Source organism: Enterobacter sp. J49, assembly GCF_002148625.1.
Taxonomy (GTDB): Bacteria; Pseudomonadota; Gammaproteobacteria; order Enterobacterales; family Enterobacteriaceae; genus Enterobacter; species Enterobacter ludwigii.
On the sequence record NZ_MWPY01000019.1, the window covers coordinates 1 to 21816 of the forward strand.

At 54.3% G+C, this 21816-nt stretch carries 24 protein-coding genes, 1 tRNA gene and 1 rRNA gene; 11 read left to right on the forward strand and 15 right to left on the reverse strand.

Annotated features, from left to right (window positions below; genetic code table 11):
• The first annotated feature begins 6 nt into the window (after positions 1–6).
• A 5S ribosomal RNA gene (gene rrf, locus BJP35_RS02340) occupies positions 7–122 on the forward strand.
• A gap of 315 nt (positions 123–437) precedes the next feature.
• On the opposite strand, the gene BJP35_RS02345 is transcribed toward rrf, so the two are convergent.
• The 6 genes from BJP35_RS02345 to aspA all read right to left on the reverse strand — a co-directional run bounded on the left by BJP35_RS02345 (position 438) and on the right by aspA (position 6235).
• Positions 438–513: transfer RNA gene (locus BJP35_RS02345), tRNA-Phe, on the reverse strand.
• A 126-nt stretch (positions 514–639) separates the two neighbouring features.
• Complete coding sequence (locus BJP35_RS02350) at positions 640–1215, reverse strand: transcriptional regulator (RefSeq protein ID WP_020882970.1); 576 nt, start codon at positions 1213–1215, stop codon at positions 640–642.
• A 49-nt stretch (positions 1216–1264) separates the two neighbouring features.
• Positions 1265–2968 (reverse strand): protein-disulfide reductase DsbD, encoded by a 1704-nt coding sequence (locus tag BJP35_RS02355; protein ID WP_086462884.1) that lies wholly within the window; start codon positions 2966–2968, stop codon positions 1265–1267.
• Complete coding sequence (cutA, locus tag BJP35_RS02360) at positions 2944–3267, reverse strand: divalent cation tolerance protein CutA (RefSeq protein ID WP_014168278.1); 324 nt, start codon at positions 3265–3267, stop codon at positions 2944–2946. The genes BJP35_RS02355 and cutA overlap by 25 nt, the downstream gene beginning before the upstream one ends.
• Positions 3268–3380: 113 nt before the next feature.
• Positions 3381–4682, reverse strand: coding sequence for an anaerobic C4-dicarboxylate transporter (locus tag BJP35_RS02365; protein WP_006178930.1), 1302 nt, complete (start codon positions 4680–4682; stop codon positions 3381–3383).
• A 116-nt stretch (positions 4683–4798) separates the two neighbouring features.
• Positions 4799–6235 carry an aspartate ammonia-lyase gene (gene aspA, locus BJP35_RS02370; RefSeq protein ID WP_020882968.1) on the reverse strand — a complete coding sequence of 479 codons (1437 nt, stop codon included), beginning with the start codon at positions 6233–6235 and terminating at the stop codon, positions 4799–4801.
• A 335-nt stretch (positions 6236–6570) separates the two neighbouring features.
• Between aspA and BJP35_RS02380 the strand changes: the two genes are divergently transcribed.
• Positions 6571–7035 (forward strand): FxsA family protein, encoded by a 465-nt coding sequence (locus BJP35_RS02380; RefSeq protein ID WP_032679407.1) that lies wholly within the window; start codon positions 6571–6573, stop codon positions 7033–7035.
• 42 nt (positions 7036–7077) lie between these two features.
• Here the strand turns inward: BJP35_RS02380 and yjeH are convergent, their stop codons facing one another.
• On the reverse strand, positions 7078–8316 hold the full coding sequence (yjeH, locus tag BJP35_RS02385; protein ID WP_025206269.1) for an L-methionine/branched-chain amino acid transporter: 1239 nt from the start codon (positions 8314–8316) through the stop codon (positions 7078–7080).
• A gap of 178 nt (positions 8317–8494) precedes the next feature.
• Between yjeH and BJP35_RS02390 the strand changes: the two genes are divergently transcribed.
• The 3 genes from BJP35_RS02390 to BJP35_RS02400 all read left to right on the forward strand — a co-directional run bounded on the left by BJP35_RS02390 (position 8495) and on the right by BJP35_RS02400 (position 10955).
• Entirely contained in the window at positions 8495–8788 is a 294-nt protein-coding gene (locus BJP35_RS02390) for a co-chaperone GroES (RefSeq protein ID WP_003855929.1), read from the forward strand.
• 32 nt (positions 8789–8820) lie between these two features.
• Positions 8821–10464, forward strand: a complete 1644-nt coding sequence (gene groL / locus BJP35_RS02395) for a chaperonin GroEL (protein WP_014168284.1) — start codon at positions 8821–8823, stop codon at positions 10462–10464.
• 137 nt (positions 10465–10601) lie between these two features.
• Positions 10602–10955 carry a DUF4156 domain-containing protein gene (locus BJP35_RS02400; protein ID WP_020882965.1) on the forward strand — a complete coding sequence of 118 codons (354 nt, stop codon included), beginning with the start codon at positions 10602–10604 and terminating at the stop codon, positions 10953–10955.
• A gap of 63 nt (positions 10956–11018) precedes the next feature.
• Here BJP35_RS02400 and epmB read toward each other — a convergent pair whose 3' ends face one another.
• The gene (gene epmB / locus BJP35_RS02405) at positions 11019–12047 is read right to left on the reverse strand and encodes an EF-P beta-lysylation protein EpmB (protein WP_086462885.1); all 1029 of its coding nucleotides are present in this window, start codon (positions 12045–12047) and stop codon (positions 11019–11021) included.
• 40 nt (positions 12048–12087) lie between these two features.
• On the opposite strand from epmB, the gene efp reads away from it, so the two are divergent.
• From efp to ecnB, 3 genes are all read left to right on the forward strand, one after another.
• On the forward strand, positions 12088–12654 hold the full coding sequence (gene efp, locus BJP35_RS02410) for an elongation factor P (protein WP_014882207.1): 567 nt from the start codon (positions 12088–12090) through the stop codon (positions 12652–12654).
• A gap of 58 nt (positions 12655–12712) precedes the next feature.
• Complete coding sequence (locus tag BJP35_RS02415) at positions 12713–12844, forward strand: entericidin A/B family lipoprotein (RefSeq protein ID WP_025206267.1); 132 nt, start codon at positions 12713–12715, stop codon at positions 12842–12844.
• A 108-nt stretch (positions 12845–12952) separates the two neighbouring features.
• Complete coding sequence (gene ecnB, locus BJP35_RS02420) at positions 12953–13099, forward strand: lipoprotein toxin entericidin B (RefSeq protein WP_014168289.1); 147 nt, start codon at positions 12953–12955, stop codon at positions 13097–13099.
• A 38-nt stretch (positions 13100–13137) separates the two neighbouring features.
• Here ecnB and BJP35_RS02425 read toward each other — a convergent pair whose 3' ends face one another.
• Positions 13138–13737, reverse strand: a complete 600-nt coding sequence (locus BJP35_RS02425; protein WP_014168290.1) for a LuxR C-terminal-related transcriptional regulator — start codon at positions 13735–13737, stop codon at positions 13138–13140.
• A 262-nt stretch (positions 13738–13999) separates the two neighbouring features.
• On the opposite strand from BJP35_RS02425, the gene sugE reads away from it, so the two are divergent.
• The gene (gene sugE / locus BJP35_RS02430) at positions 14000–14317 is read left to right on the forward strand and encodes a quaternary ammonium compound efflux SMR transporter SugE (RefSeq protein ID WP_032681885.1); all 318 of its coding nucleotides are present in this window, start codon (positions 14000–14002) and stop codon (positions 14315–14317) included.
• Here the strand turns inward: sugE and BJP35_RS02435 are convergent.
• Together BJP35_RS02435 and blaACT are read right to left on the reverse strand one after the other, a co-directional pair.
• Positions 14314–14844: a lipocalin family protein gene (locus tag BJP35_RS02435; RefSeq protein ID WP_032679411.1), complete on the reverse strand. Its 531-nt coding sequence runs from the start codon at positions 14842–14844 to the stop codon at positions 14314–14316. The genes sugE and BJP35_RS02435 overlap by 4 nt on opposite strands.
• Before the next feature lie 98 nt (positions 14845–14942).
• Entirely contained in the window at positions 14943–16088 is a 1146-nt protein-coding gene (gene blaACT, locus BJP35_RS02440; protein WP_086462886.1) for an ACT family cephalosporin-hydrolyzing class C beta-lactamase, read from the reverse strand.
• Between the two features lie 132 nt (positions 16089–16220).
• On the opposite strand from blaACT, the gene ampR reads away from it, so the two are divergent.
• Complete coding sequence (gene ampR, locus BJP35_RS02445; RefSeq protein ID WP_086462887.1) at positions 16221–17096, forward strand: LysR family transcriptional regulator AmpR; 876 nt, start codon at positions 16221–16223, stop codon at positions 17094–17096.
• A gap of 29 nt (positions 17097–17125) precedes the next feature.
• On the opposite strand, the gene frdD is transcribed toward ampR, so the two are convergent.
• The 4 genes from frdD to frdA are packed head-to-tail and all read right to left on the reverse strand — an operon-like array spanning position 17126 to position 20419.
• Positions 17126–17485: a fumarate reductase subunit FrdD gene (gene frdD, locus BJP35_RS02450; protein WP_020882959.1), complete on the reverse strand. Its 360-nt coding sequence runs from the start codon at positions 17483–17485 to the stop codon at positions 17126–17128.
• A gap of 10 nt (positions 17486–17495) precedes the next feature.
• Positions 17496–17891: a fumarate reductase subunit FrdC gene (gene frdC, locus BJP35_RS02455; RefSeq protein ID WP_014168296.1), complete on the reverse strand. Its 396-nt coding sequence runs from the start codon at positions 17889–17891 to the stop codon at positions 17496–17498.
• A 10-nt stretch (positions 17892–17901) separates the two neighbouring features.
• The gene (frdB, locus tag BJP35_RS02460) at positions 17902–18636 is read right to left on the reverse strand and encodes a fumarate reductase iron-sulfur protein (protein ID WP_020882957.1); all 735 of its coding nucleotides are present in this window, start codon (positions 18634–18636) and stop codon (positions 17902–17904) included.
• Positions 18629–20419: a fumarate reductase (quinol) flavoprotein subunit gene (gene frdA, locus BJP35_RS02465; RefSeq protein WP_014168298.1), complete on the reverse strand. Its 1791-nt coding sequence runs from the start codon at positions 20417–20419 to the stop codon at positions 18629–18631. Before frdA ends, frdB begins: the two co-directional genes overlap by 8 nt.
• Positions 20420–20729: 310 nt before the next feature.
• Here frdA and epmA point away from each other — a divergent pair, with 310 nt between their 5' ends.
• The gene (gene epmA / locus BJP35_RS02470) at positions 20730–21707 is read left to right on the forward strand and encodes an elongation factor P--(R)-beta-lysine ligase (protein WP_020882955.1); all 978 of its coding nucleotides are present in this window, start codon (positions 20730–20732) and stop codon (positions 21705–21707) included.
• Positions 21708–21816 lie beyond the last annotated feature (109 nt).

Here is a 21816-nt window from a genome sequence, read left to right on the forward strand (position 1 = left end):
AATTTGCCTGGCGGCTTTAGCGCGGTGGTCCCACCTGACCCCATGCCGAACTCAGAAGTGAAACGCCGTAGCGCCGATGGTAGTGTGGGGTCTCCCCATGTGAGAGTAGGGAACTGCCAGGCATCAATTAAAAGAACCCCGTACCGTATGGTGCGGGGTTTTTTGCTTTGGGACGCGAAATACACATCTGAATTCCCCAAAGAGTGCCGCCAGACAAGGCGAAGCCACGATACGGTAACCCCAACCCCCATCATCTCTCTTCAGGATCCCCCAAACACTTCAGATCAGTACGGAATTTAGCGTGCACAGGACCACTTTAAGCGACATGAAATACTGCAGGAACAGGTTTACGAGGATGTGACCAGAGAGTGGTTACAGGAGAGTTTATCAGACGCAGAAAAGCAAAAACCCAGCCATAGGCTGGGTTCTTTAAATAGTGGTGCCCGGACTCGGAATCGAACCAAGGACACGGGGATTTTCAATCCCCTGCTCTACCGACTGAGCTATCCGGGCAACGGAGCGCATTAAACCGCAATCGCGCCTGATCGTCAACACTATTTCGGGAAAAGCCGTTCAACTGCTTAACTTTGCGGCAATCTGACGGTTTACGCGCCGAACAGGTCAAATTCTTCAGACAGATTACGTCAGCGCACCACCCATACGACACTGTGCAAAACGCAGGATATCTTCGGCCAGACGGTGTGCTGTATCCACATCGGCCTGGCTACGGTTTACCAGCATGCGGCTCAGGCAACCTTCCAGTACCAGCTCCATCTGCTTAGCGACCATCGCCGGGTCATCCACTTCGAGCGTGGTCAGGAGTTCGTGCGTGAAATCATGCGCCGCCCGCTTTTGCTGATCCGCCAGTTGATGGATAGGATGGCCGGGGTCAGGGTAGAAGGTGCAGGCGGCAATAAACAGGCAACCCGGATAACGGTTGTTGCTTACGCATTCGCTCAGGGCGGTATAACGCGCCAGCAGCTTTTGCTCCGCAGTCAGTTCTTCATTTAACATCAGCTGCCTGCGCCAGACATCAACCTGCTGGCTGAGATAACGCAGGGCATCGTAAAGCAGCGCCTCTTTATCCGGCCAGAAGCGCATGAGTTCATCCAGAGGATAATCAATACGGTCGGCTACCATCTCAAGCGTGGTGCTGGCGATCCCTTGAATCTCAAGTAATTGCAGGGCTTGTCCCAGTACGTCTTCGCGTTGCACGGTTATCTCCTCCGTTATTCCCAACGGTTTGTCCCGTTTCAAGTGTTGTTTACGGTTGGCGATTGCGCAAATGCGCGCTGAATGCCGTCGCGTCCATAAACCCGGTTACACGCTGTGCAGGCTGCTCCTGGCCCTGTTCGTTGAAGAACAGAATGGTTGGCAGACCCAGCACGTTAAGTTGCTTCAGCAGTGCCTTATCCGCTGTACTGTTGGCGGTGACGTTTGCCTGGAGCAGAACCGTCTCTTTCAGCGCACCTTGCACCTGCGGATCGCTAAACGTGTACTTTTCGAATTCTTTACAGGCGACACACCAGTCCGCATACAGATCCAGCATGACCGGTTTGCCTTTCGCCTGCGCCAGTGCGCTGTTGAGTTCATCCACGTTCTTTATCTGGATGAAGTTCAAATGCGCCTGCGTTTGTCCCGCGGGTGTGCCAAATGCCCAGTCCTGCAGTGGCCGTACGCTCACCAGCGCGGCGGCGAGCAGGAGGATTTGCACAAGACGCATCCACGGCTTTTTCGCTGCCAGGCTTGTGATAAACGCCCAACAGAAGAAAGCAACACCGAGCATTGCCCACAGGCGCATCCCCCAGACGTCGCCGATAATACGCTCGAGCAAGAACACCGGCAGCGCCAGAATGACAAAACCAAACGCGGTTTTCACCGTCTCCATCCACGGGCCGCTCTTGGGCAGCAGACGGTTGCCAAATACCGTTACCAGAATCAATGGCAGACCCATTCCCAGCGCGTAGAGATACAACGTCCCACCGCCGAGCCACAGGTTACCGCTCTGGGCAATATACAGCAGGATCGCGCTCAGTGGCGCGGTAGTGCACGGTGAGCAAATCAACCCGGCGATGGCACCCATCACGAACACGCCGCCCGGGGAGCCACCCTGCTGACGGTTACTCATCAGCGTTAAGCGAGTCTGCAACGCGGACGGCAGCTGTAAGCTGAACAAACCAAACATCGACAGCGCCAGCACAATAAATACGATCGACAGGCCAGTCAGCACATAAGGGTGCTGAAGTGCAGCCTGGAACTGCAGTCCGGCAGCAGCAACCACGAGGCCCAGTGCGGTGTAGGTCAACGCCATACCCTGCACGTAGATAAAGGCCAGCAGCAGGGCGCGTGCGGTTGAAAGGCGTTGCTTACCGCCTAGGACAATCCCGGAGATAAGCGGATACATGGGCAGCACGCACGGCGTGAAGGCGATACCGATACCAATCAGTAAAGCCCACAAGGCGGAGAAGGGCAGCGCTGTGTGACTGTCGTCCTTCATTCCGGCGCTCTCATCTGCGGGAGGCGCAGGCATACTGTCGGCCGCTTTAACTTCGCTCAGCGGAATGACTTTGGTTTCCGGCGGATAGCAGAAGCCCGCGTCGGCACAGCCCTGATACGTGACGGTCACGGTGGCGCCTTTATCGGCCTGATTGACCGCCACGGGCACGCTTAACCGCTGGCGATAGATTTCACTTTTACCGAAAAACTCGTCTTCATGCCACTCGCCCGCAGGCATCTGAAGTGGGCCTACCTTTGCCTGAGCAGGCGTGATGCTGACCTGCTTGCGATAGAGGTAATACCCCTCTTTTATCTGCCAGGTAAGATTCAGGTCATGCTGATCTTGTTGAAAATCGAAAACAAAGGCCTGGTCGGCAGAAATAGCGTTCGAACGGCCGGGAGCGTCAAATAACCCGGCAAAAACTGATGTGCTGCACAGCAGCAGGATCAGCGTAAGGAAGCGTTGAGCCATGAGAGATAATCGTTGTCGCCGTGGACCACTGGCAATACCAGCAGTTCGGGGGTTTGATAAGGATGATGAGATTTGAGGCAGTCCAGGAGTGCCTGCTGGTTCGCCAGATTGGTTTTGAGCAACATCTGGACTTCGTACTCCTGCTCCAGTTTACCTTCCCAGTAGTAAAGGGAGGTGGCGCCAGGAAGGAGCGTCACGCAGGCTGCCAGTTTTTCGGCCAGCACTTTGGCGGCGAGATCCTGGGCAGAGGCTTCATCAGGGGCGGTACAAAGGACAACAACAGCATCAGGCGTGTTCACAAGTCGACCTCCTCATCACGAAAGTCTTCACTATATCACGCAAGGCTATTGGTCATTAATGAAACGGGCCGCAGAGCGGCCCGTTTTTAACTATTTTTACAACCCATCATTGTTTACAGCACGATGCCGCCAATGATAAAGCCGAGGATCACGCACAGCGAGATAGCCACCACGCCCGGGATCAGGAACGCATGGTTAAACACGTACTTACCGATGCGAGTCGAGCCAGTGTCATCCATCTCAACCGCCGCCAGCAGGGTTGGGTAGGTGGGTAAAACGAACAGTGCAGAAACGGCAGCAAACGAGGCAATAGCCGTCAGCGGGGTAACACCCAGCATCAGCGCCGCAGGCATCAGGGCTTTGGTGGTGGCCGCCTGAGAGTAAAGCAGGGTTGCGGCAAAGAACAGCACCACAGCCAGGAGCCACGGATAGTTGTGCAGCAGGTCGCCCGCAACGGTCTGGATATCGCTGATGTGAGCTTTCACGAAGGTATCACCAAGCCAGGCCACACCCAGTACACACACGCAGGCGCTCATACCGGATTTAAAGGTGCTGGCGTTGAGCACTTCGCTGGTGTCGATTTTACAGGTGATGCTGATCAGCGTAGCGATAGTCAGCATGAATACCACAATCGCTTCGTTACGCGGCAGGACCGGGTTTTGGATCAGACCCACGGTGTCACTGATGGCGGTTGCGTAGAACATGACCGCAACGATACCGATCAGGAACAGCAAGACAGAGCGTTTTGCATGCGGCTTCAGTTCGAAGACCTGGCTACCACGCAGTTTCACTTCACCTTTTGCCAGACGCTCCTGATAAACCGGATCGTCTTTCAGTTCGGCGCCGAGGAAGTTACACAGCACGGCGGTGATCATCACTGCAATCAGCGTCACCGGAATACAGATGGCCAGCAGCGTCAGGTAACTCACGCCCATAGGCTCAAGGATACCGGCGAAGAAGACCACCGCAGCGGAGATAGGTGATGCGGTAATCGCAATCTGGGACGCGACCACGGCAATCGAGAGTGGACGAGACGGACGGATGCCCTGCTCTTTCGCCACTTCGGTAATGACCGGCAGCGTGGAGAAGGCGGTGTGGCCAGTACCGGCGAGAATGGTCATAAACCACGTCACCAGCGGGGCAAGGAAGGTAATGTATTTTGGATGGCGGCGTAACATACGCTCCGCCAGGCTCACCAGGTAGTCCATACCGCCTGCCACTTGCATGGCTGCGATAGCGGCAATAACCGCCATGATGATTTCGATAACGTCAAAAGGGATTGCGCCGGGTTTAATCTGAAAGATAAGGGTAAGTACGAGCACCCCGAGACCGCCGGCAAAACCAATGCCGATACCCCCGAGTCTTGCTCCCAAATAAATCGCCAACAGGACGATGACGAGTTCTGCTCCAAACATAAGGACCTGCCTTGCTTATTAACAAGTTGATATTGAATTGTTGTATTTTGGTAACGCCTATAAAGAAAAAAGGCACGTCACAAGTGACGTGCCTTAAGGAAGCCTAGCCTGAACTGCTACTGTTCGCTTTCATCGGTATATCGTTTCGCTTTGTATGCCGGGTGCATCAGGTTCTGGGCCGAGAAGATATCGTCCAGCTCGGCTTCGGTCAACAGTCCACGCTCCAGAACGACTTCACGCACGCTCTTACCTGTTTCGGCGCAAATCTTACCGACGATGTCGCCGTTATGGTGGCCGATGAACGGGTTGAGGTAGGTGACGATGCCGATAGAGTTGTAGACATACCCTTCACAAACTTCTTTGTTCGCGGTGATGCCGTTAACGCATTTCTCCAGCAGGTTGTAGCAGGCGTTGGTCAGAATGTGGATGGATTCAAACATTGCCTGGCCGATGACCGGCTCCATGACGTTCAGCTGCAGCTGGCCGGCTTCAGAGGCCATGGTCACGGTTGTATCGTTACCGATGACTTTAAAGCAGACCTGGTTCACCACTTCTGGCACTACCGGGTTCACTTTCGCCGGCATGATGGACGAACCGGCCTGCAGCTCTGGCAGGTTGATTTCATTCAGACCAGCGCGTGGACCGGAAGAGAGCAGGCGCAGGTCATTACAGATTTTGGAGAGTTTCACCGCCAGACGTTTCAGGGCGCTGTGAACCATAACGTACGCGCCGCAGTCGGAGGTGGCTTCAATCAGATCTTCTGCAGGCACAACCGGCAGGTTAGAGACTTCAGCCAGCTTCTGTACCGCCAGCTGCTGGTAACCGTCCGGCGTATTCAGACGCGTGCCGATGGCGGTTGCGCCCAGGTTCACTTCCAGCAGCAGCTCGGAGGTGCGCAGCAGGTTTTTAGTTTCTTCGTTAAGCAGCACGTTAAACGCGTGGAATTCCTGACCGAGGGTCATCGGAACCGCGTCCTGCAGCTGGGTACGACCCATTTTCAGGATGTCCTGGAACTCAACGGCTTTGCGCTGGAAGCCATCACCCAGCTGATTAATGGCGTCCACCAGTTTCACCACGGAGGCATACACCGCGATACGGAAGCCGGTTGGGTAGGCGTCGTTAGTGGATTGACATTTATTAACGTGGTCGTTCGGATTCAGATACTGGTATTCACCTTTCTGATGACCCATCAGCTCCAGGCCGATGTTTGCCAGTACTTCATTGGTGTTCATGTTGACGGAGGTACCCGCGCCGCCCTGATAGACATCGACCGGGAACTGATCCATGCATTTGCCGTTGTTCAGCACTTCATCGCAGGCAGCGATAATCGCATTTGCCGCGCTTTTCGGAATGGTTTGCAGCTCTTTATTGGCCAGTGCTGCGGCTTTTTTCACCATCACCATGCCACGTACAAATTCAGGGATGTCGCTGATTTTGTTGTTGCTGATGTAGAAGTTTTCAATCGCTCTCAGAGTGTGAACACCATAGTAGGCATCCGCTGGAACTTCCCTGGTACCCAACAAGTCTTCTTCGATACGAATGTTGTTTAACATGTGAACCTTCTTTTCAAGCTGCCGATGGATTGTACTAAACACACAGTATTTATGTGGTTTTGAATATTTTCTGACCGACGATTATTCCCTCAATCAGCCAGATGTTCGAGATCATATGCTGATGATAGCGAATTGCCGTAATCTGGATCACTTATTATCGACCCGATTCCATGATAATTATTAATCTGTGAAATGAGTCACCGCTTTAAAATTTCCAGAAAAAATATCCGTGCAAACCGATTGAATTTTGGCTAACCGTCACCATTTCTTACAGACGCGTTTCGCGAACACATTCAGACAGGGGCCTGAGGGCACCTGCCACACAGGAGATGCCAGTGCGCTGGATACCATTTATTGCTTTCTTTCTCTATGTTTACATCGAGATTTCAATTTTTATCCAGGTCGCCCATGTATTGGGTGTCCTGTTAACGCTGATTCTGGTGATTTTCACTTCGGTGATCGGCATGTCGCTGGTGCGTAATCAGGGTTTCAAAAATTTCCTGATAATGCAGCAGAAGATGGCCGCAGGCGAAAGCCCGGCCGCAGAGATGATCAAAAGCGTCTCGCTGATTATTGCTGGCCTGCTGCTGATCCTGCCGGGATTCTTCACTGACTTCCTCGGCCTGCTGCTGCTTCTGCCGCCGGTGCAAAAACACCTGACCATGAAGCTACTGCCGCATCTGCGTTTTAGCCGTATGCCGGGCGGTGGATTCAGCACAGGGCCGGGTGATACTTTCGAAGGGGAGTATCAGCGTAAAGATGAACAGCGCGACCGTTTAGACCATAAAGACGATCGGTAAAAGAGGCCAGGCCCGGTAAGCGAATCGCGACCGGGCTTTGTTTTACAGGGTGCCGCGTTTCGGTAAAAACAGCCACAGCCCCGCCAGCATGCTAATCGCATACAGGCTTTTCCACCCCACCATCGCCAGCAACAGCAGGCAAAGCACGCCACCAACCACTGCCAGCGCTTTATAGCGACCTTTCAGCAGACGACAACCCGCCAGCATGCACAGCAGGTAGATCATGATGAAAATCCCGTTGGCGTACACGATCAGGGCATCAAGATTGATATTCAGCGCGTAAATACATAGCGAACTCAAGACGCAGCAGCCCAGCACGGTATTAAGCGCATTCAACGGCAGCTGACGTTTAGACAGGCGCGCAAGGCGGCTCTCTGGTTTATCAAGCGCCTGCGACCACACCAGACGCGCAAAGCTCTGGATGTAGATATTGAGGCTGGCGAAACAGGCCAGATAGCCAATAACACAGGCGACCCACAGCGCTTTCAGACCAAACAGTTGCACCACAATGCCCGGCAGCGAGGCAGCGGCCGCTTTATCCGCGGCGAACGCGTTGAAATGCAGTACCAGCACGGTACAGGCCCAGTAAACGGTACCTGCTAACAGCAGGCCAATCATCAGGGCGCGCGGGAAATCCCGTTCCGGTTGTTTAAACTCAGAGGCCAGATGGGCGAACGCCTCCAGCCCGACAAAACACCAGAACATTACCGACAGCGCAGCGAACAGCTGCGAATGGTTGACGTCACTTACCGCGGGGAAGGGGATCTCCTTCAGCGTAATATCCCCTTTCCACCAGATGGCGACAATGAGGGCCACAATCAGTATTGCAACGACGGTTTGCAGGTTGGCACTCGAGCTGGCACCCCGTGAGCCGACCCACCAGACGATGGCCAGCGTACCCAGCTCGGCCAGCAGCAGTTGCTCGTTATGCCAGCCAAACAGCGCCTGGCCAAAACCGGTCGCGATATGCAACGCTGCCGGTAGACCGACGGGAATAACAGAAAGAAATAGCCAGCCGGTGACCCGCTCCAGTCGCGGACCAAACGCCATACCGACAAAGTGCGCTACGCCGCCCGCGCTGGGGAAATGCCGTCCGAGGATGGCAAACACGACCGCGACCGGAAACACCAGCACAATCAGCACTGGCCACGCCCACAGGCTATTATTGCCGGCCACCAGAGCTGCCAGCGCGGGTACCGCAAACACACCCGTACCTAACAAGGAGGTCGACAGCAGACCCACGCCCTGCGCCAGTCCCAACTCCTGTTTTAGTCCACTCATTGACATCGCCCTGCCACGATCAAAAGAGAGGCGATGGTAACACTTTCGCAAATTTTTTTTCGTCTGCCCCTTGAAGGGGGAAAAAGCTATCCCCATCTCTCAGGGCACTAGTCGGAAAACCGCGTGCGGACCGGCGTCATCCATAACTGATAATGACTTTCTCAAAGGAGAGCTATCAATGAGTATTCGTCCGTTACATGATCGTGTGATCGTCAAACGTAAAGAAGTTGAAACCAAGTCTGCTGGCGGCATCGTTCTGACTGGTTCTGCAGCAGCAAAATCAACGCGTGGCGAAATCATCGCTGTCGGTAAGGGCCGCATTCTGGAAAACGGAACTGTGCAGCCACTGGACGTTAAAGTTGGTGACATCGTAATTTTCAACGATGGCTACGGCGTGAAATCCGAGAAGATCGACAATGAAGAAGTGTTGATCATGTCCGAAAGCGACATTCTGGCAATTGTTGAAGCGTAATTTTACGCACGAGAATTTGAGGAAATAAGAACATGGCAGCTAAAGACGTAAAATTCGGTAACGACGCTCGTGTAAAAATGCTCCGCGGCGTAAACGTACTGGCAGATGCAGTTAAAGTGACCCTGGGCCCGAAAGGCCGTAACGTAGTGCTGGATAAATCCTTCGGCGCGCCAACCATCACTAAAGACGGTGTTTCTGTAGCACGTGAAATCGAGCTGGAAGACAAGTTCGAAAACATGGGCGCGCAGATGGTGAAAGAAGTTGCCTCTAAAGCGAACGACGCTGCAGGCGACGGCACCACCACCGCAACCGTACTGGCACAGGCTATCATCACCGAAGGTCTGAAAGCCGTTGCTGCGGGTATGAACCCAATGGATCTGAAGCGCGGTATCGACAAAGCGGTTACTGCGGCGGTTGAAGAGCTGAAAGCGCTGTCCGTTCCATGCTCCGACTCTAAAGCGATTGCTCAGGTTGGTACTATCTCCGCTAACTCCGACGAAACCGTAGGTAAACTGATCGCGGAAGCGATGGACAAAGTCGGTAAAGAAGGCGTGATCACCGTTGAAGACGGTACCGGTCTGGAAGACGAACTGGACGTGGTTGAAGGTATGCAGTTCGACCGCGGTTACCTGTCCCCATACTTCATCAACAAGCCAGAAACGGGCGCTGTTGAGCTGGAAAGCCCATTCATCCTGCTGGCTGACAAGAAAATCTCCAACATCCGTGAAATGCTGCCAGTGCTGGAAGCCGTTGCGAAAGCAGGCAAGCCGCTGGTTATCATTGCTGAAGACGTTGAAGGTGAAGCACTGGCGACCCTGGTGGTTAACACCATGCGTGGCATCGTGAAAGTGGCTGCGGTTAAAGCACCTGGCTTCGGCGACCGCCGTAAAGCGATGCTGCAGGATATCGCTACCCTGACTGGCGGTACCGTAATCTCTGAAGAGATCGGTATGGAGCTGGAAAAAGCTACCCTGGAAGACCTGGGCCAGGCTAAACGCGTTGTGATCAACAAAGACACCACCACCATCATCGATGGCGTGGGTGAAGAAGCGGCTATTCAGGGCCGTGTTGCTCAGATCCGTAAGCAGATTGAAGAAGCAACCTCTGATTATGACCGTGAAAAACTGCAGGAGCGCGTAGCGAAACTGGCAGGCGGCGTGGCAGTAATCAAAGTGGGCGCGGCAACTGAAGTTGAAATGAAAGAGAAGAAAGCACGCGTTGACGATGCTCTGCACGCGACCCGTGCAGCAGTAGAAGAAGGCGTGGTAGCTGGTGGTGGTGTCGCGCTGGTGCGTGTTGCCGCTAAACTGGCTGGCCTGACTGCTCAGAACGAAGATCAGAACGTGGGTATCAAAGTTGCGCTGCGCGCAATGGAAGCACCACTGCGTCAGATCGTTTCCAACGCCGGTGAAGAGCCATCCGTGGTTGCGAACATGGTGAAAGCGGGCGAAGGTAACTACGGTTACAACGCTGCAACTGAAGAATACGGCAACATGATCGACTTCGGTATCCTGGATCCAACCAAAGTGACCCGTTCTGCACTGCAGTACGCGGCCTCTGTAGCGGGTCTGATGATCACTACCGAGTGCATGGTGACCGACATGCCTAAAGGCGACGCACCTGACTTAGGTGCTGCGGGTATGGGCGGCATGGGTGGTATGGGCGGCATGATGTAATCGTGCGCTTTACCGCTTAGAATGAGAAAAACCCCCGGGCAGAAATGCTCGGGGGTTTTTCTTTTGGTCATCTTTTTAGTATAAGGTTTACACACGGACAACATCTGCTGTCCAGCTTATTGAAAACGAGGAATAACATGCGCGTAAAAGTCTGTGCAGGGATCGTAGGAGCAGCATTGCTGCTGGCGGGTTGTAGCTCCAGCAATGAGCTGTCTGCTGCAGGTCAGGGCGTTCGCTTTGTTGAAGATAAGCCGGGTAACGAGTGCCAGTTTTTAGGCACGGCAACCGGTGAGCAAAGCAACTGGATGTCGGGTCAGCACGGTGAAGAAGGTGGATCTATGCGCGGTGCCGCTAACGCGCTGCGTAACCAGGCTGCAGAGATGGGTGGCAACGTGATTTACGGTGTGAGCAGCCCGTCGCAAGGGATGTTGTCCAGCTTCGTGCCAACGGCCAGCCAGATGAATGGCCAGGTCTATAAGTGCCCTAACTGATCTACATTGCTGATGGCGCTGCGCCCAACCCCACCGGGCGGATAAGCGTAGCGCCACCTGCCGTTATTGTTGCCGCAGTTGCAAATCCAGCGGCGTCTTACTCGGCTCACCGCCAATCTCTCGCGCCAGCTTCGGCACCATATAGCCTGAAATCAGCGTTAACAGTTCGCGCATAATCTGCCGGGCCTCTTCATCCGTGACCATGAAATGCGCCGCGCCTTGCACACGATCCAGTACGTGCAGGTAGTAGGGCATCACGCCCGCATCGAATAACGCATTACTGAGCTCCGCCAGAACCCGGGCATTATCATTCACACCGCGCAGCAACACGCTCTGGTTCAACAGCGTCACACCCGCTTTGCGCAGACGCGCCATCGCCGCACGGAATGCCTCATCGATTTCATTCGCATGGTTGATATGGTTCACCAGCAGAACCTGTAAACGAGACTGCTCAAGGCGAGATACCAGACCGTCCGTGATGCGTGCCGGAATAACAATCGGTAAACGGCTGTGGATGCGCAAACGCTTGATGTGTGGAATGGCTTCAAGCTGGGTCAACAGCCAGTCCAGTTCATGATCTTTTGCCATCAGCGGATCGCCACCTGAAAAAATGATCTCATCCAATTCCGGATGGGCGGCGATATAGTCCAGGGCGACCTGCCAGTTGCGTTTATTACCCTGATTTTCGGCATACGGGAAGTGGCGACGGAAACAATAACGGCAGTTTACCGCGCAACCGCCTTTCACCAGCAGAAGAGCACGGTTGAGATATTTGTGCAGTAAACCCGGTACCACACTGTTCTGCTCTTCCAGAGGATCGGTGCTGTATCCTGGCGCCGATATAAACTCTTCCTGCGCAGTAAGCGTTTGTTTTAATAATGGATCGTCAGGGTTTCCTTTCTCCATACGGGCAACAAACGCGCGGGGAACACGCAGGGCAAAAAGTCGCTTAGCCTCGCGGCCTGCAAGCAACTCTGGGTGCTGATCGAGGTCTAACAGACGCAGCAATTCATCAGGACTGGTGATTACATCGGCAAGTTGCGATAACCAATCTTCTCTGGACGGGGTGTTTAGGGTTACAATATGCGCCATTTTGTGGCTTAGCTACCAGTTAACAAATTTAGAGGGCCTTATGGCAACGTACTATAGCAACGATTTTCGTGCTGGTCTTAAAATCATGATGGACGGCGAACCGTACGCGGTTGAAGCCAGCGAATTCGTTAAACCAGGTAAAGGCCAGGCATTCGCGCGCGTTAAGCTGCGTCGCCTGCTGACCGGTACCCGTGTTGAGAAAACCTTCAAGTCTACTGACTCCGCTGAAGGCGCTGATGTTGTCGATATGAACCTGACTTACCTGTACAACGACGGTGAGTTCTGGCACTTCATGAACAACGAAACGTTCGAGCAGCTGTCTGCGGATGCTAAAGCGATTGGCGATAGCGAAAAATGGCTGCTGGACCAGGCTGAGTGCATCGTGACCCTGTGGAACGGCCAGCCTATCGCTGTTACCCCACCAAACTTCGTAGAGCTGGAAATCGTTGAAACCGACCCAGGTCTGAAAGGTGATACCGCAGGTACTGGCGGCAAGCCAGCTACGCTGTCCACCGGTGCAGTGGTTAAAGTTCCACTGTTCGTACAGACTGGTGAAGTGATCAAAGTAGATACCCGCTCCGGCGAATACGTATCTCGCGTGAAGTAATTTACGTCAAGACTGAAGGCGCAGCGCCCGCTGCGCCTGTTTTTTGCAGGCAGGGATGATGAACCGTACCGTTAAAATTCTGCTTCTGTTAGCGCTGTCCAGCGCGTTGCTTTCCGGCTGTAACACCACGCGTGGAATGGGGGAAGATATCCAGGATCTCGGCCATATCATTTCTCACGCGGCCAGCTAACCCCGTCTAATTTTCCTAAAAATGCGTCCTTTTCCGTCAAACGACGGGATATTGTCTATTCTTAAGTTGCTATACACAAAACAACTTTGGCTATAAAAGGAAGATATTATGGTTAAGAAGACAATTGCAGCGATCTTTTCAGTCCTGGTACTTTCTTCAGTATTAACAGCCTGTAATACCACGCGTGGCGTTGGTCAGGATATTTCTGAAGGTGGTAGCGCAATCTCTGGTGCGGCAAGTAAAGCACAGCAGTAATTGAATAAACGGTACGGAACCAGACGGGTTTCGTACCGTCAGCTTTCTGATTCCTGCAGGGATAAAAACGGTGAATAACGCGTATCCATATGCAACTTCATGCGGATATTTCGTTTATAGGTATAGACCGTTTTACCGTTAATACTCAGGTGAGCCGCAATTTTTTGATTGCTGGCACCCTCCATCCACAACGTCAGCACTTTCTCTTCCTGGCGCGTCAGCAAAGGCGCGGTTACCTTTGGCTTTTCACTGTTCGCGTGCGAAATGAGTGCGTCGTGGATAACTGTCCCCAGTTGTTCAAGACGGGCATTTTTCAACAGCGATGACCAGACCGGGAATTGCTTCAGCCAGGCGGTCATTTCACTATCCTCACCCGATTGCAGCAAAATAAAGGGCACTCTTTCGCTGGCGTTCAGTAAAGATGAGAGTGACTGAAAGGGATGTACATCCTGTCTGAACCCATGCAGGTCAGCAATAACCAGCGTCGGTTTCCATTGCAGAATGTGCTCTCTGGCGAGGAAAAGATTATTCAGGCCGGTCACAACGACGTTTTCCGGAAATAAACCGGAATGATTGAGCCATGCTTCAAACCCGGTGCGGGTGAAGTGACAACGGTCAATCAAAAGAATTTTGAACATATTATATTCGCAGTCGGCTAGTGGTTTGGCTTCCTGCCATCAGAAAGCACATCATCATAGAGAAGTCGGATGAGTGATAAATGCCTGAACTGCGCGGCATACTGCGGCTATTTCTTGCCTTAACATGTTCAGCACAAAAGGATTGAAAAAAAATCGCACGCTAACCAAAATATGAGGCGTAATCTTTGCCTTGCGGGACGACCCGTAAGCGCTTCCTTCATCGGGGACGGCCCCAACTTGCATTTAAGTTAAGGAGCCTGAAATGTCCTGGATCATTCTTGTTATTGCTGGCCTGCTCGAAGTGGTATGGGCGATAGGTCTGAAGTACACCCACGGTTTTACCCGCCTGACACCCAGCGTCATTACCCTTACCGCGATGATTGTGAGTATCGTTTTGCTCTCGTGGGCGATGCGTTCTTTACCGGTGGGGACAGCGTATGCCGTCTGGACGGGAATTGGCGCCGTGGGGGCAGCCATCACGGGGATCCTGCTGTTGGGGGAGTCAGCGAGTCTGGCGCGTATCGCCAGTCTCGCCCTGATTGTGGCCGGTATTATTGGGTTGAAGCTCAGCACCCATTAATGGGGTTGTTCTACCCAGATGAGTTTCGACACATCAAACCCTTGCCGGGTCGCGACGTCCAGCATCTGCTGTTTCATCTCAGGTGAAAGGGTTGGGGTGCGAGAGAGGATCCACAGATAGTTACGATCCGGCCCGCAGACCAGCGCGTGACGGTACTCTCTGTCGAGCGCGATCACGTTATATCCGCCATAGAACGGGCCGAAGAAGGAGACTTTGAGCGCGGCCCGTCGCGGGTCGCCGGTAAAGTACGCTTGTCCAATCGACTGCTGCCACATCTCCCGAGCCGGATTATAGCCCCGGTTGATAACCTGAATACCGCCGTCATCCATCGGGCTGTAATTTGCCGTGACCTTCTCTAAACCCCGTTCAAAACGGTGGTCAAGGCGCGCGATTTCATACCATGTTCCAAGAAAACGTTGTGCGTCGAAATTGCTGACAACGGTGACGCCGGGAGGGGGAGTAGGGGAGCTGCAGGCAACCACTAAAAACGCGGCTGTCACTGCGGCGATAACAGGCAAAATGCGCATAGGAGTTTCCTTACTGTTTTTTGTTAAGTGTAGATGACAGCAAGGAAAATGCGGGAATTTTGCAGGCCGGGTGGGCATCAGCATCACCCGGCAAGATGTTACTGCAGAGCGCTCAGAATACGGTATGCCGCTTCCACGCGTGCCGGGTTCGGGTAGCTCTTGTTCGCCAGCATAACGATGCCGAGTTCCTTCTCAGGAATAAATGCCACGTAGCTGCCAAATCCGCCCGTCGAGCCTGTTTTATGTACCCATGACGCTTTTACCGGTGGTGCAGGAGGGTTCACTTCTGCCACGGGCAACGGTGCAAGCGCTACTTTGTTGTCGCTGCCCTCCACCACGGTTTTGGCTTCTACCGGCCAGTTGAGCATCTCCCAGCCCAGGCCCTGGTACATCGAGCCTGTGCGCCAGTAGCGAGACTGTGCAAGCACCATGCCCTGCTTCAGTGAGGCATCCTGTATGCCATCGGGGGCCATGTTAGCCACCACCCAGCTCGCCATATCCTTCACGTTGGTTTTCACGCCATACGCTTCGGCGTCGAGCATGCCCGGCGAAACGTGAACCGCTTTACCGTCACGATAACCCCAGGCGTAATGCGGTTCTTCTGACTTCGGAACGTTAATCCACGTATGGTTCAGGTTAAGCGGCTTCAGGACCCGCTCTGTCATCGCCTGCTCAAAGCGCATGCCAGAAGGTTTCACCGCCAGAGCCCCAAACAGACCGATGCTGGCATTTGCATAAAGACGCGTGGTGCCTGGCGCCCACTGTGGTTGCCAGGACTGGTAAAAACGCAGCAGCGAGGCATTATCGGTAACCTCATCGGGCACCTGTAACGGCAGGCCACCGGCAGTATAGGTTGCCAGGTCCAGCATGCGAACGCCCTGCCACTGTTTGCCGGTCAGCTCAGGCCAGTATTTGGTCACCGGATCGCCCAGCGAAATTTCACCGCGAGCAATAGCATCGCCACCCAGAACGCCGGTGAAAGTTTTGCTGATTGAGCCCAGCTCAAACAGCGTTTGTGCAGTGACGGGTATGTTCGCGGCGACATCGGCCTTGCCGAAGGTGAAGTAGTGCGGCTGGCCCTGATAGATCACGGCGACCGCCATACCCGGAATAGACTGCGCTTTCATCAGGGGCGTAACGGTACGTGCCACGACCTTCGCCAGCTGTGTTTCTGACAGAGGTGCGGCTAATGCAGCGCAGGAGGTGCTGAGCAGCAGGGCGCAGCACAGGGATTTTTTCATCATCAGTTATCTTCCGTAATAGCGAGTCAAGGGAGTGTCCGGGCCCGTCAGACATACCCAGTCTGTTGGATTTGACTGTGGCTGACAAACGGTTAAATTTAGCATTAGCTGTTAATTTTTCTAACGGATGGGTCGATGACACGCAGCTATTTACCGCTTAATTCGCTTCGTGCCTTCGAAGCCGCCGCAAGGCACCTCAGTTTTACTAATGCTGCCATTGAGCTGAATGTCACCCATTCAGCCATCAGTCAGCACGTTAAGACGCTGGAACAACATCTGAACTGTCAGCTGTTTGTCCGGGTTTCGCGCGGTTTGATGCTGACGACAGAGGGCGAGAATCTGCTGCCGGTGCTGAACGATTCGTTTGATCGTATCGCCGGCATGCTGGATCGCTTTGCCAGTCATCGCGCGCTGGAGAAGCTTAAAATTGGCGTGGTGGGGACTTTTGCGACCGGGGTGTTATTCGCGCAGCTGGATGATTTCCGTCGCCGCTATCCGCATATCGATCTGCATCTTTCGACCCATAATAATCGCGTCGATCCGGCCACCGAAGGGCTTGATTACACGATCCGCTACGGTGGAGGGGCGTGGCATGGCACTGAAGCGACGTTTCTGTGTTCTGCGCCGCTGGCTCCGCTGTGCACGCCTGAAATTGCCGTCGGGCTACAAGCACCGGCGGACATGCTGAAGTTTACGCTGCTGCGCTCCTACCGACGCGACGAATGGTCGGCGTGGATGCAGGCCGCGGGCGAACTCTCGCCGTCACCAACGCATCGGGTGATGGTGTTTGATTCATCCGTTACCATGCTGGAAGCCGCGCAGGCCGGCGTGGGAATTGCTATCGCACCTGTGGGTATGTTCACTCATCTGCTGAACAGCGAACGTATCATTCAGCCGTTTGCGACACAGATTGAGCTGGGCAGTTACTGGTTAACCCGATTGCAGTCACGGACAGAAACCCCTGCAATGCGTGAGTTTGCGCAGTGGCTGGTGGGGAAAATGCAGAAATGAAAGGCCCGCCGGGAGGCGGGCCTGATGTATCAGATAGTAACCACGGCAATCAGCGTAACCACCGTCAGGATGGTTGCCAGGCCGTAGAACACCCATTTCCCGCTCGGGACATGGATTTTCAGGTCATGCATCGCGTGGTGAATACGGTGCAGGCCACACCACAGCGGCAGGACGATCATCAGGAAGATGAACACACGGCCAATAAAGCTGCTGGCAAAGGCCAGTACTCGCTCGTAACCCAGCGCATCGCCCGGAAACAGCCCCAGTGGCAGCATAATACCGACCAGCAGGATGATGACCGGCGCGATGATGGCGCTCCACATCCCCCCTGCGCCAAACAGTCCCCAGAAGACCGGCTCGTCAGAACGTTTTGGATTTGGATTAATCACAGTAGTCTCCTTACCAGAACAGTGCGACAAACAGAATGACCACAGTGACGAGGATCGTCACTCCCCATAGCCCTTTAATGACAGGCTCTGGCCCCATTTTCTCGTCTTTAATGATGATGTTCGCCGCTTTTGGCGCCAGTTCAAACCAGGTTTTGGTATGAAGCAGCGCTGCCGCGAGCACAATCAGGTTCAGGATCACGATGATGGGGTTTTGCAGGAAGCCGACAAAGCTGGCCCAGGTTTCAGGGCCATGTTTGAGGGCATAAACGCCGTACATCAGCTCCAGGCTGAACCAGACCGCCGGCACCGCGGTGCCTTCACGCAGCATATAGAAGCGATAAAACGGCAGTTTCTTCCACCAGGTGGACGGCATTGGCCGCACGTAGGCTTTGCGTTTAGTCGTCATTATGCACTCCTTAGCGTGGTTTCAGGGTGGCGATAAGAAAGTCTTTCGAGCTTTCCACTTTACCCTGCTGAATAGCGGCGGCCGGGTCGACGTGCTTTGGACAGACTTCGGAGCAGTAGCCCACAAAAGTACAGCTCCAGACGCCGTTCTGGCTGTTAAGCTGCGCCATACGTTCTTTTTTACCGTGGTCGCGGCTGTCCTCGTTATAGCGGTGCGCCAGGGTAATGGCCGCCGGGCCAATAAACTCTGGATTCAGGCCAAACTGTGGACACGCGGCGTAGCACAGACCACAGTTGATGCAGCCGGAGAACTGATGGTATTTCGCCATCTGAGCTGGCGTCTGGGTGTTCGTCCCCTGATCCGGCGTACGTGGATTGCCGATGATGTACGGCTTAATCGCTTCCAGACTTTCGATAAAGTGGGTCATATCGACCACCAGATCGCGTTCAATCGGGAAGTTACCCAGCGCTTCTACTTTGATGCCTTTGGTGTATTCACGCAGGAAAGTTTTACAGGCCAGTTTCGGCACTTTGTTGACCATCATGCCGCAGGAGCCGCAGATTGCCATACGGCACGACCAGCGGTAGCTCAGGTCCGGCGCAAGGTTATCTTTGATATAGCCGAGCGCATCCAGCAGAGAGGTTTGCTCGTCATAAGGGACTTCATAGAATGCGCTGTGCGGTGCGGTGTCCACTTCCGGATTGTAGCGCACCACTTCGATTTTCAGTTTCTGCATCTCAGCCATTCGCCTTCTCCTTCTTCTCGGCGGCTTCTGCTTCTGCGCCATACACGCGTTTAGCCGGTGGCAACGTCGTGATTTTCACGTCGCTGTAGTCCAGACGGGTGGTGCCATCCGCATCGCGCCAGGCGAGAGTGTGTTTCAGGAAATTGACGTCATCACGTTCGGTGCAGCCTTCATCAAGACGCTGATGCGCGCCGCGTGACTCTTTACGTGCCAGCGCAGAGTGCGCCATACATTCCGCCACGTTCAGGCCGTGACCCAGCTCGATGGTATAGAGCAGGTCTGTGTTGAACACGCTGGAGGTATCGGTAATGCGCACGCGCTTGAAGCGCTCCTGCAGCTCTGCCAGCTTATCCACGGTTTTTTGCATCAGCTCAGGGGTACGGTAGATACCGCAGCCTTCTTCCATCGACAGGCCCATCTCGTCGCGGATTTTCGACCAGTTTTCATTTCCTTCCTGGTTCACCAGGTTTTTCAGCCGTTTTTCGACGTCAACGACCTGGGCATCCAGCGCCGCGCTGTTCGCCTCGCCCGCGGTGGCAGCACGCTCCATCGCGCGTTCGCCCGCCATGCGGCCAAAGACCACCAGCTCCGCCAGTGAGTTTGACCCCAGACGGTTAGCACCGTGCAGGCCGACAGAGGAGCACTCGCCCACGGCAAACAGTCCTTTAATGCGGGTTTCGCACTGCTGATCGGTTTCGATACCGCCCATGGTGTAGTGGGCCGTTGGACGTACCGGAATCGGCTCTTTCACCGGATCGACGCCAACATAGGCTTTTGCCAGTTCGCAAATGAACGGCAGACGTTCCAGCAGTTTCTTCTCGCCAAGATGACGCAGGTCGAGGTAGACCACATCGCCGCGTGGCGTGGAGATGGTGTTGCCTTTGCGCCATTCGTGCCAGAAGGCCTGAGACACTTTGTCGCGCGGGCCCAGTTCCATGTATTTGTTTTTCGGCTCGCCGAGCGGGGTTTCCGGGCCCATGCCGTAATCCTGCAGATAGCGGTAGCCATTTTTATTGACCAGGATACCGCCTTCACCACGGCAGCCTTCCGTCATCAGAATGCCGGAGCCCGGCAGGCCAGTAGGGTGATACTGCACGAACTCCATATCCCGCAGCGGCACGCCGTGGCTGAGCGCCATGCCCATGCCGTCACCGGTGACGATACCGCCGTTGGTGTTGTAGCGGTAAACACGCCCCGCACCGCCGGTAGCCATGACCACTGCGTTGGCGCGGATCTGGACGAGGGTGCCTTCCATCATGTTCATCGCCACCAGACCGCGCGCCTGACCGTCATCAACCAGAATGTCGAGGACGAAATGTTCGTCAAAGCGCTGAATCTGTGGGAACTGAAGGGAGGTCTGGAACAGGGTGTGCAACATGTGGAAGCCGGTTTTATCGGCAGCGAACCAGGTGCGTTCGATCTTCATCCCGCCGAAGCGGCGAACGTTGACGCTGCCGTCCGGACGACGGCTCCACGGACATCCCCACTGTTCAAGCTGGGTCATCTCCGTAGGACAATGGTGTACAAAGTAGTCAACGACATCCTGCTCGCAAAGCCAGTCGCCCCCTGCAACCGTGTCGTGGAAATGGTATTCGAAGCTGTCATGATCCTGCGCAACGGCGGCGGATCCTCCTTCTGCGGCAACCGTATGGCTGCGCATCGGATAGACTTTTGAAATCAATGCGATTTTAGCGTTGGGATTAGCTTGTGCTGCAGCAATCGCAGCACGTAATCCAGCCCCGCCAGCGCCTATAACGGCAAGATCGGCTTGAAAAGTTTGCACGACATTCCTCCAGATTTTTGTTATTTCGCAACGCGATAAACTAAAGGTAGTTCACCCGTCCAAAAGGACGATTGCGAAAGCGTTTCCACTGCTCCTTTATGGGTAAAGCAGTATAACCGCGTGGATGTCAGGGAAATTTGACGTGTTCGATTTTTTTGCTGTTCTGTGCGGCGATTTATCGCGGTGAGTAATGAATTTCGTCGCGCAATTGTTCACCTAAATGAAATGCGCTTTTTTACTGCGCAAAATTTGTCTCCGTCCCTGGTAACGAGTAGACTTCGTGCCCTTGTCTGAAATCGGAGAAAAACTCATGAGCGAAACGGCCACCTGGCAGCCGAGCGCATCCATCCCCAACCTGCTAAAACGCGCTGCAATTATGGCGGAGATCCGCCGCTTCTTTGCCGACCGCGGCGTCCTTGAGGTGGAAACCCCGTGCATGAGTCAGGCAACGGTAACGGATATTCATCTGGTCCCGTTTGAAACCCGTTTTGTTGGTCCTGGCCACTCACAGGGCATGAATTTGTATCTGATGACCAGTCCGGAATACCACATGAAACGCCTGCTGGCGGCAGGGTGTGGCCCGGTCTATCAGCTGTGCCGCAGTTTCCGTAATGAAGAGATGGGGCGTCACCACAATCCGGAATTCACCATGCTGGAGTGGTACCGTCCGCATTATGATATGTACCGCCTGATGAACGAGGTGGACGATCTGCTGCAGCAGGTGCTGGAGTGCTCAGAAGCGGAAACGCTCTCTTATCAGCAGGTTTTCCAGCGTTACCTGGAAATTGATCCGCTCTCTGCGGATAAAGCGCAGCTGCGCGAAGTGGCGGCAAAACTGGATCTGAGCAACGTGGCAGATACCGAAGAAGACCGCGACACGCTGCTGCAACTGCTCTTCACCTTTGGCGTTGAGCCGCAAATTGGCAAAGACCGGCCGACGTTTGTATATCACTTCCCGGCAAGCCAGGCTTCGCTGGCGCAGATCAGCACCGAAGATCACCGCGTGGCGGAGCGTTTTGAGGTCTATTACAAAGGTATCGAGCTGGCGAACGGCTTCCACGAACTGACCGACGCACGCGAACAGCAGCAGCGTTTTGAGCAGGATAACCGCAAGCGCGCGGCACGTGGTCTGCCGCAGCAGCCTATTGATACCCATCTGCTGGAAGCATTGAAAGCGGGCCTGCCGGACTGCTCCGGCGTGGCGCTGGGCGTTGATCGTCTGGTGATGCTGGCGCTGGGTGCAGAACAGCTGGGCGAAGTGATCGCGTTTACGGTCGATCGCGCATAACGCATCGCATTGCCGGGTAGCGCTGTCGCTTACCCGGCTCACCTCTGATGTCAATTAACCTTTCCATTTCCGCACGACAACATTAAAAACTGCCACATTCTCTGTACGC

Bases quoted from the DNA above. Each gene is read 5' to 3' on its own strand.
- aspA (WP_020882968.1), bottom strand. From the start codon at position 6,235: ATGTTAAACAACATTCGTATCGAAGAAGACTTGTTGGGTACCAGGGAA.
- BJP35_RS02400 (WP_020882965.1), top strand. From the start codon at position 10,602: ATGCGCGTAAAAGTCTGTGCAGGGATCGTAGGAGCAGCATTGCTGCTG.
- BJP35_RS02425 (WP_014168290.1), bottom strand. From the start codon at position 13,737: ATGTTCAAAATTCTTTTGATTGACCGTTGTCACTTCACCCGCACCGGG.
- sugE (WP_032681885.1), top strand. From the start codon at position 14,000: ATGTCCTGGATCATTCTTGTTATTGCTGGCCTGCTCGAAGTGGTATGG.
- yjeH (WP_025206269.1), bottom strand. From the start codon at position 8,316: ATGAGTGGACTAAAACAGGAGTTGGGACTGGCGCAGGGCGTGGGTCTG.
- BJP35_RS02355 (WP_086462884.1), bottom strand. From the start codon at position 2,968: ATGGCTCAACGCTTCCTTACGCTGATCCTGCTGCTGTGCAGCACATCA.
- epmB (WP_086462885.1), bottom strand. From the start codon at position 12,047: ATGGCGCATATTGTAACCCTAAACACCCCGTCCAGAGAAGATTGGTTA.
- frdB (WP_020882957.1), bottom strand. From the start codon at position 18,636: ATGGCTGAGATGCAGAAACTGAAAATCGAAGTGGTGCGCTACAATCCG.
- groL (WP_014168284.1), top strand. From the start codon at position 8,821: ATGGCAGCTAAAGACGTAAAATTCGGTAACGACGCTCGTGTAAAAATG.
- ampR (WP_086462887.1), top strand. From the start codon at position 16,221: ATGACACGCAGCTATTTACCGCTTAATTCGCTTCGTGCCTTCGAAGCC.
- epmA (WP_020882955.1), top strand. From the start codon at position 20,730: ATGAGCGAAACGGCCACCTGGCAGCCGAGCGCATCCATCCCCAACCTG.
- frdC (WP_014168296.1), bottom strand. From the start codon at position 17,891: ATGACGACTAAACGCAAAGCCTACGTGCGGCCAATGCCGTCCACCTGG.
- efp (WP_014882207.1), top strand. From the start codon at position 12,088: ATGGCAACGTACTATAGCAACGATTTTCGTGCTGGTCTTAAAATCATG.
- blaACT (WP_086462886.1), bottom strand. From the start codon at position 16,088: ATGATGAAAAAATCCCTGTGCTGCGCCCTGCTGCTCAGCACCTCCTGC.
- BJP35_RS02390 (WP_003855929.1), top strand. From the start codon at position 8,495: ATGAGTATTCGTCCGTTACATGATCGTGTGATCGTCAAACGTAAAGAA.
- BJP35_RS02415 (WP_025206267.1), top strand. From the start codon at position 12,713: ATGAACCGTACCGTTAAAATTCTGCTTCTGTTAGCGCTGTCCAGCGCG.
- BJP35_RS02435 (WP_032679411.1), bottom strand. From the start codon at position 14,844: ATGCGCATTTTGCCTGTTATCGCCGCAGTGACAGCCGCGTTTTTAGTG.
- ecnB (WP_014168289.1), top strand. From the start codon at position 12,953: ATGGTTAAGAAGACAATTGCAGCGATCTTTTCAGTCCTGGTACTTTCT.
- BJP35_RS02365 (WP_006178930.1), bottom strand. From the start codon at position 4,682: ATGTTTGGAGCAGAACTCGTCATCGTCCTGTTGGCGATTTATTTGGGA.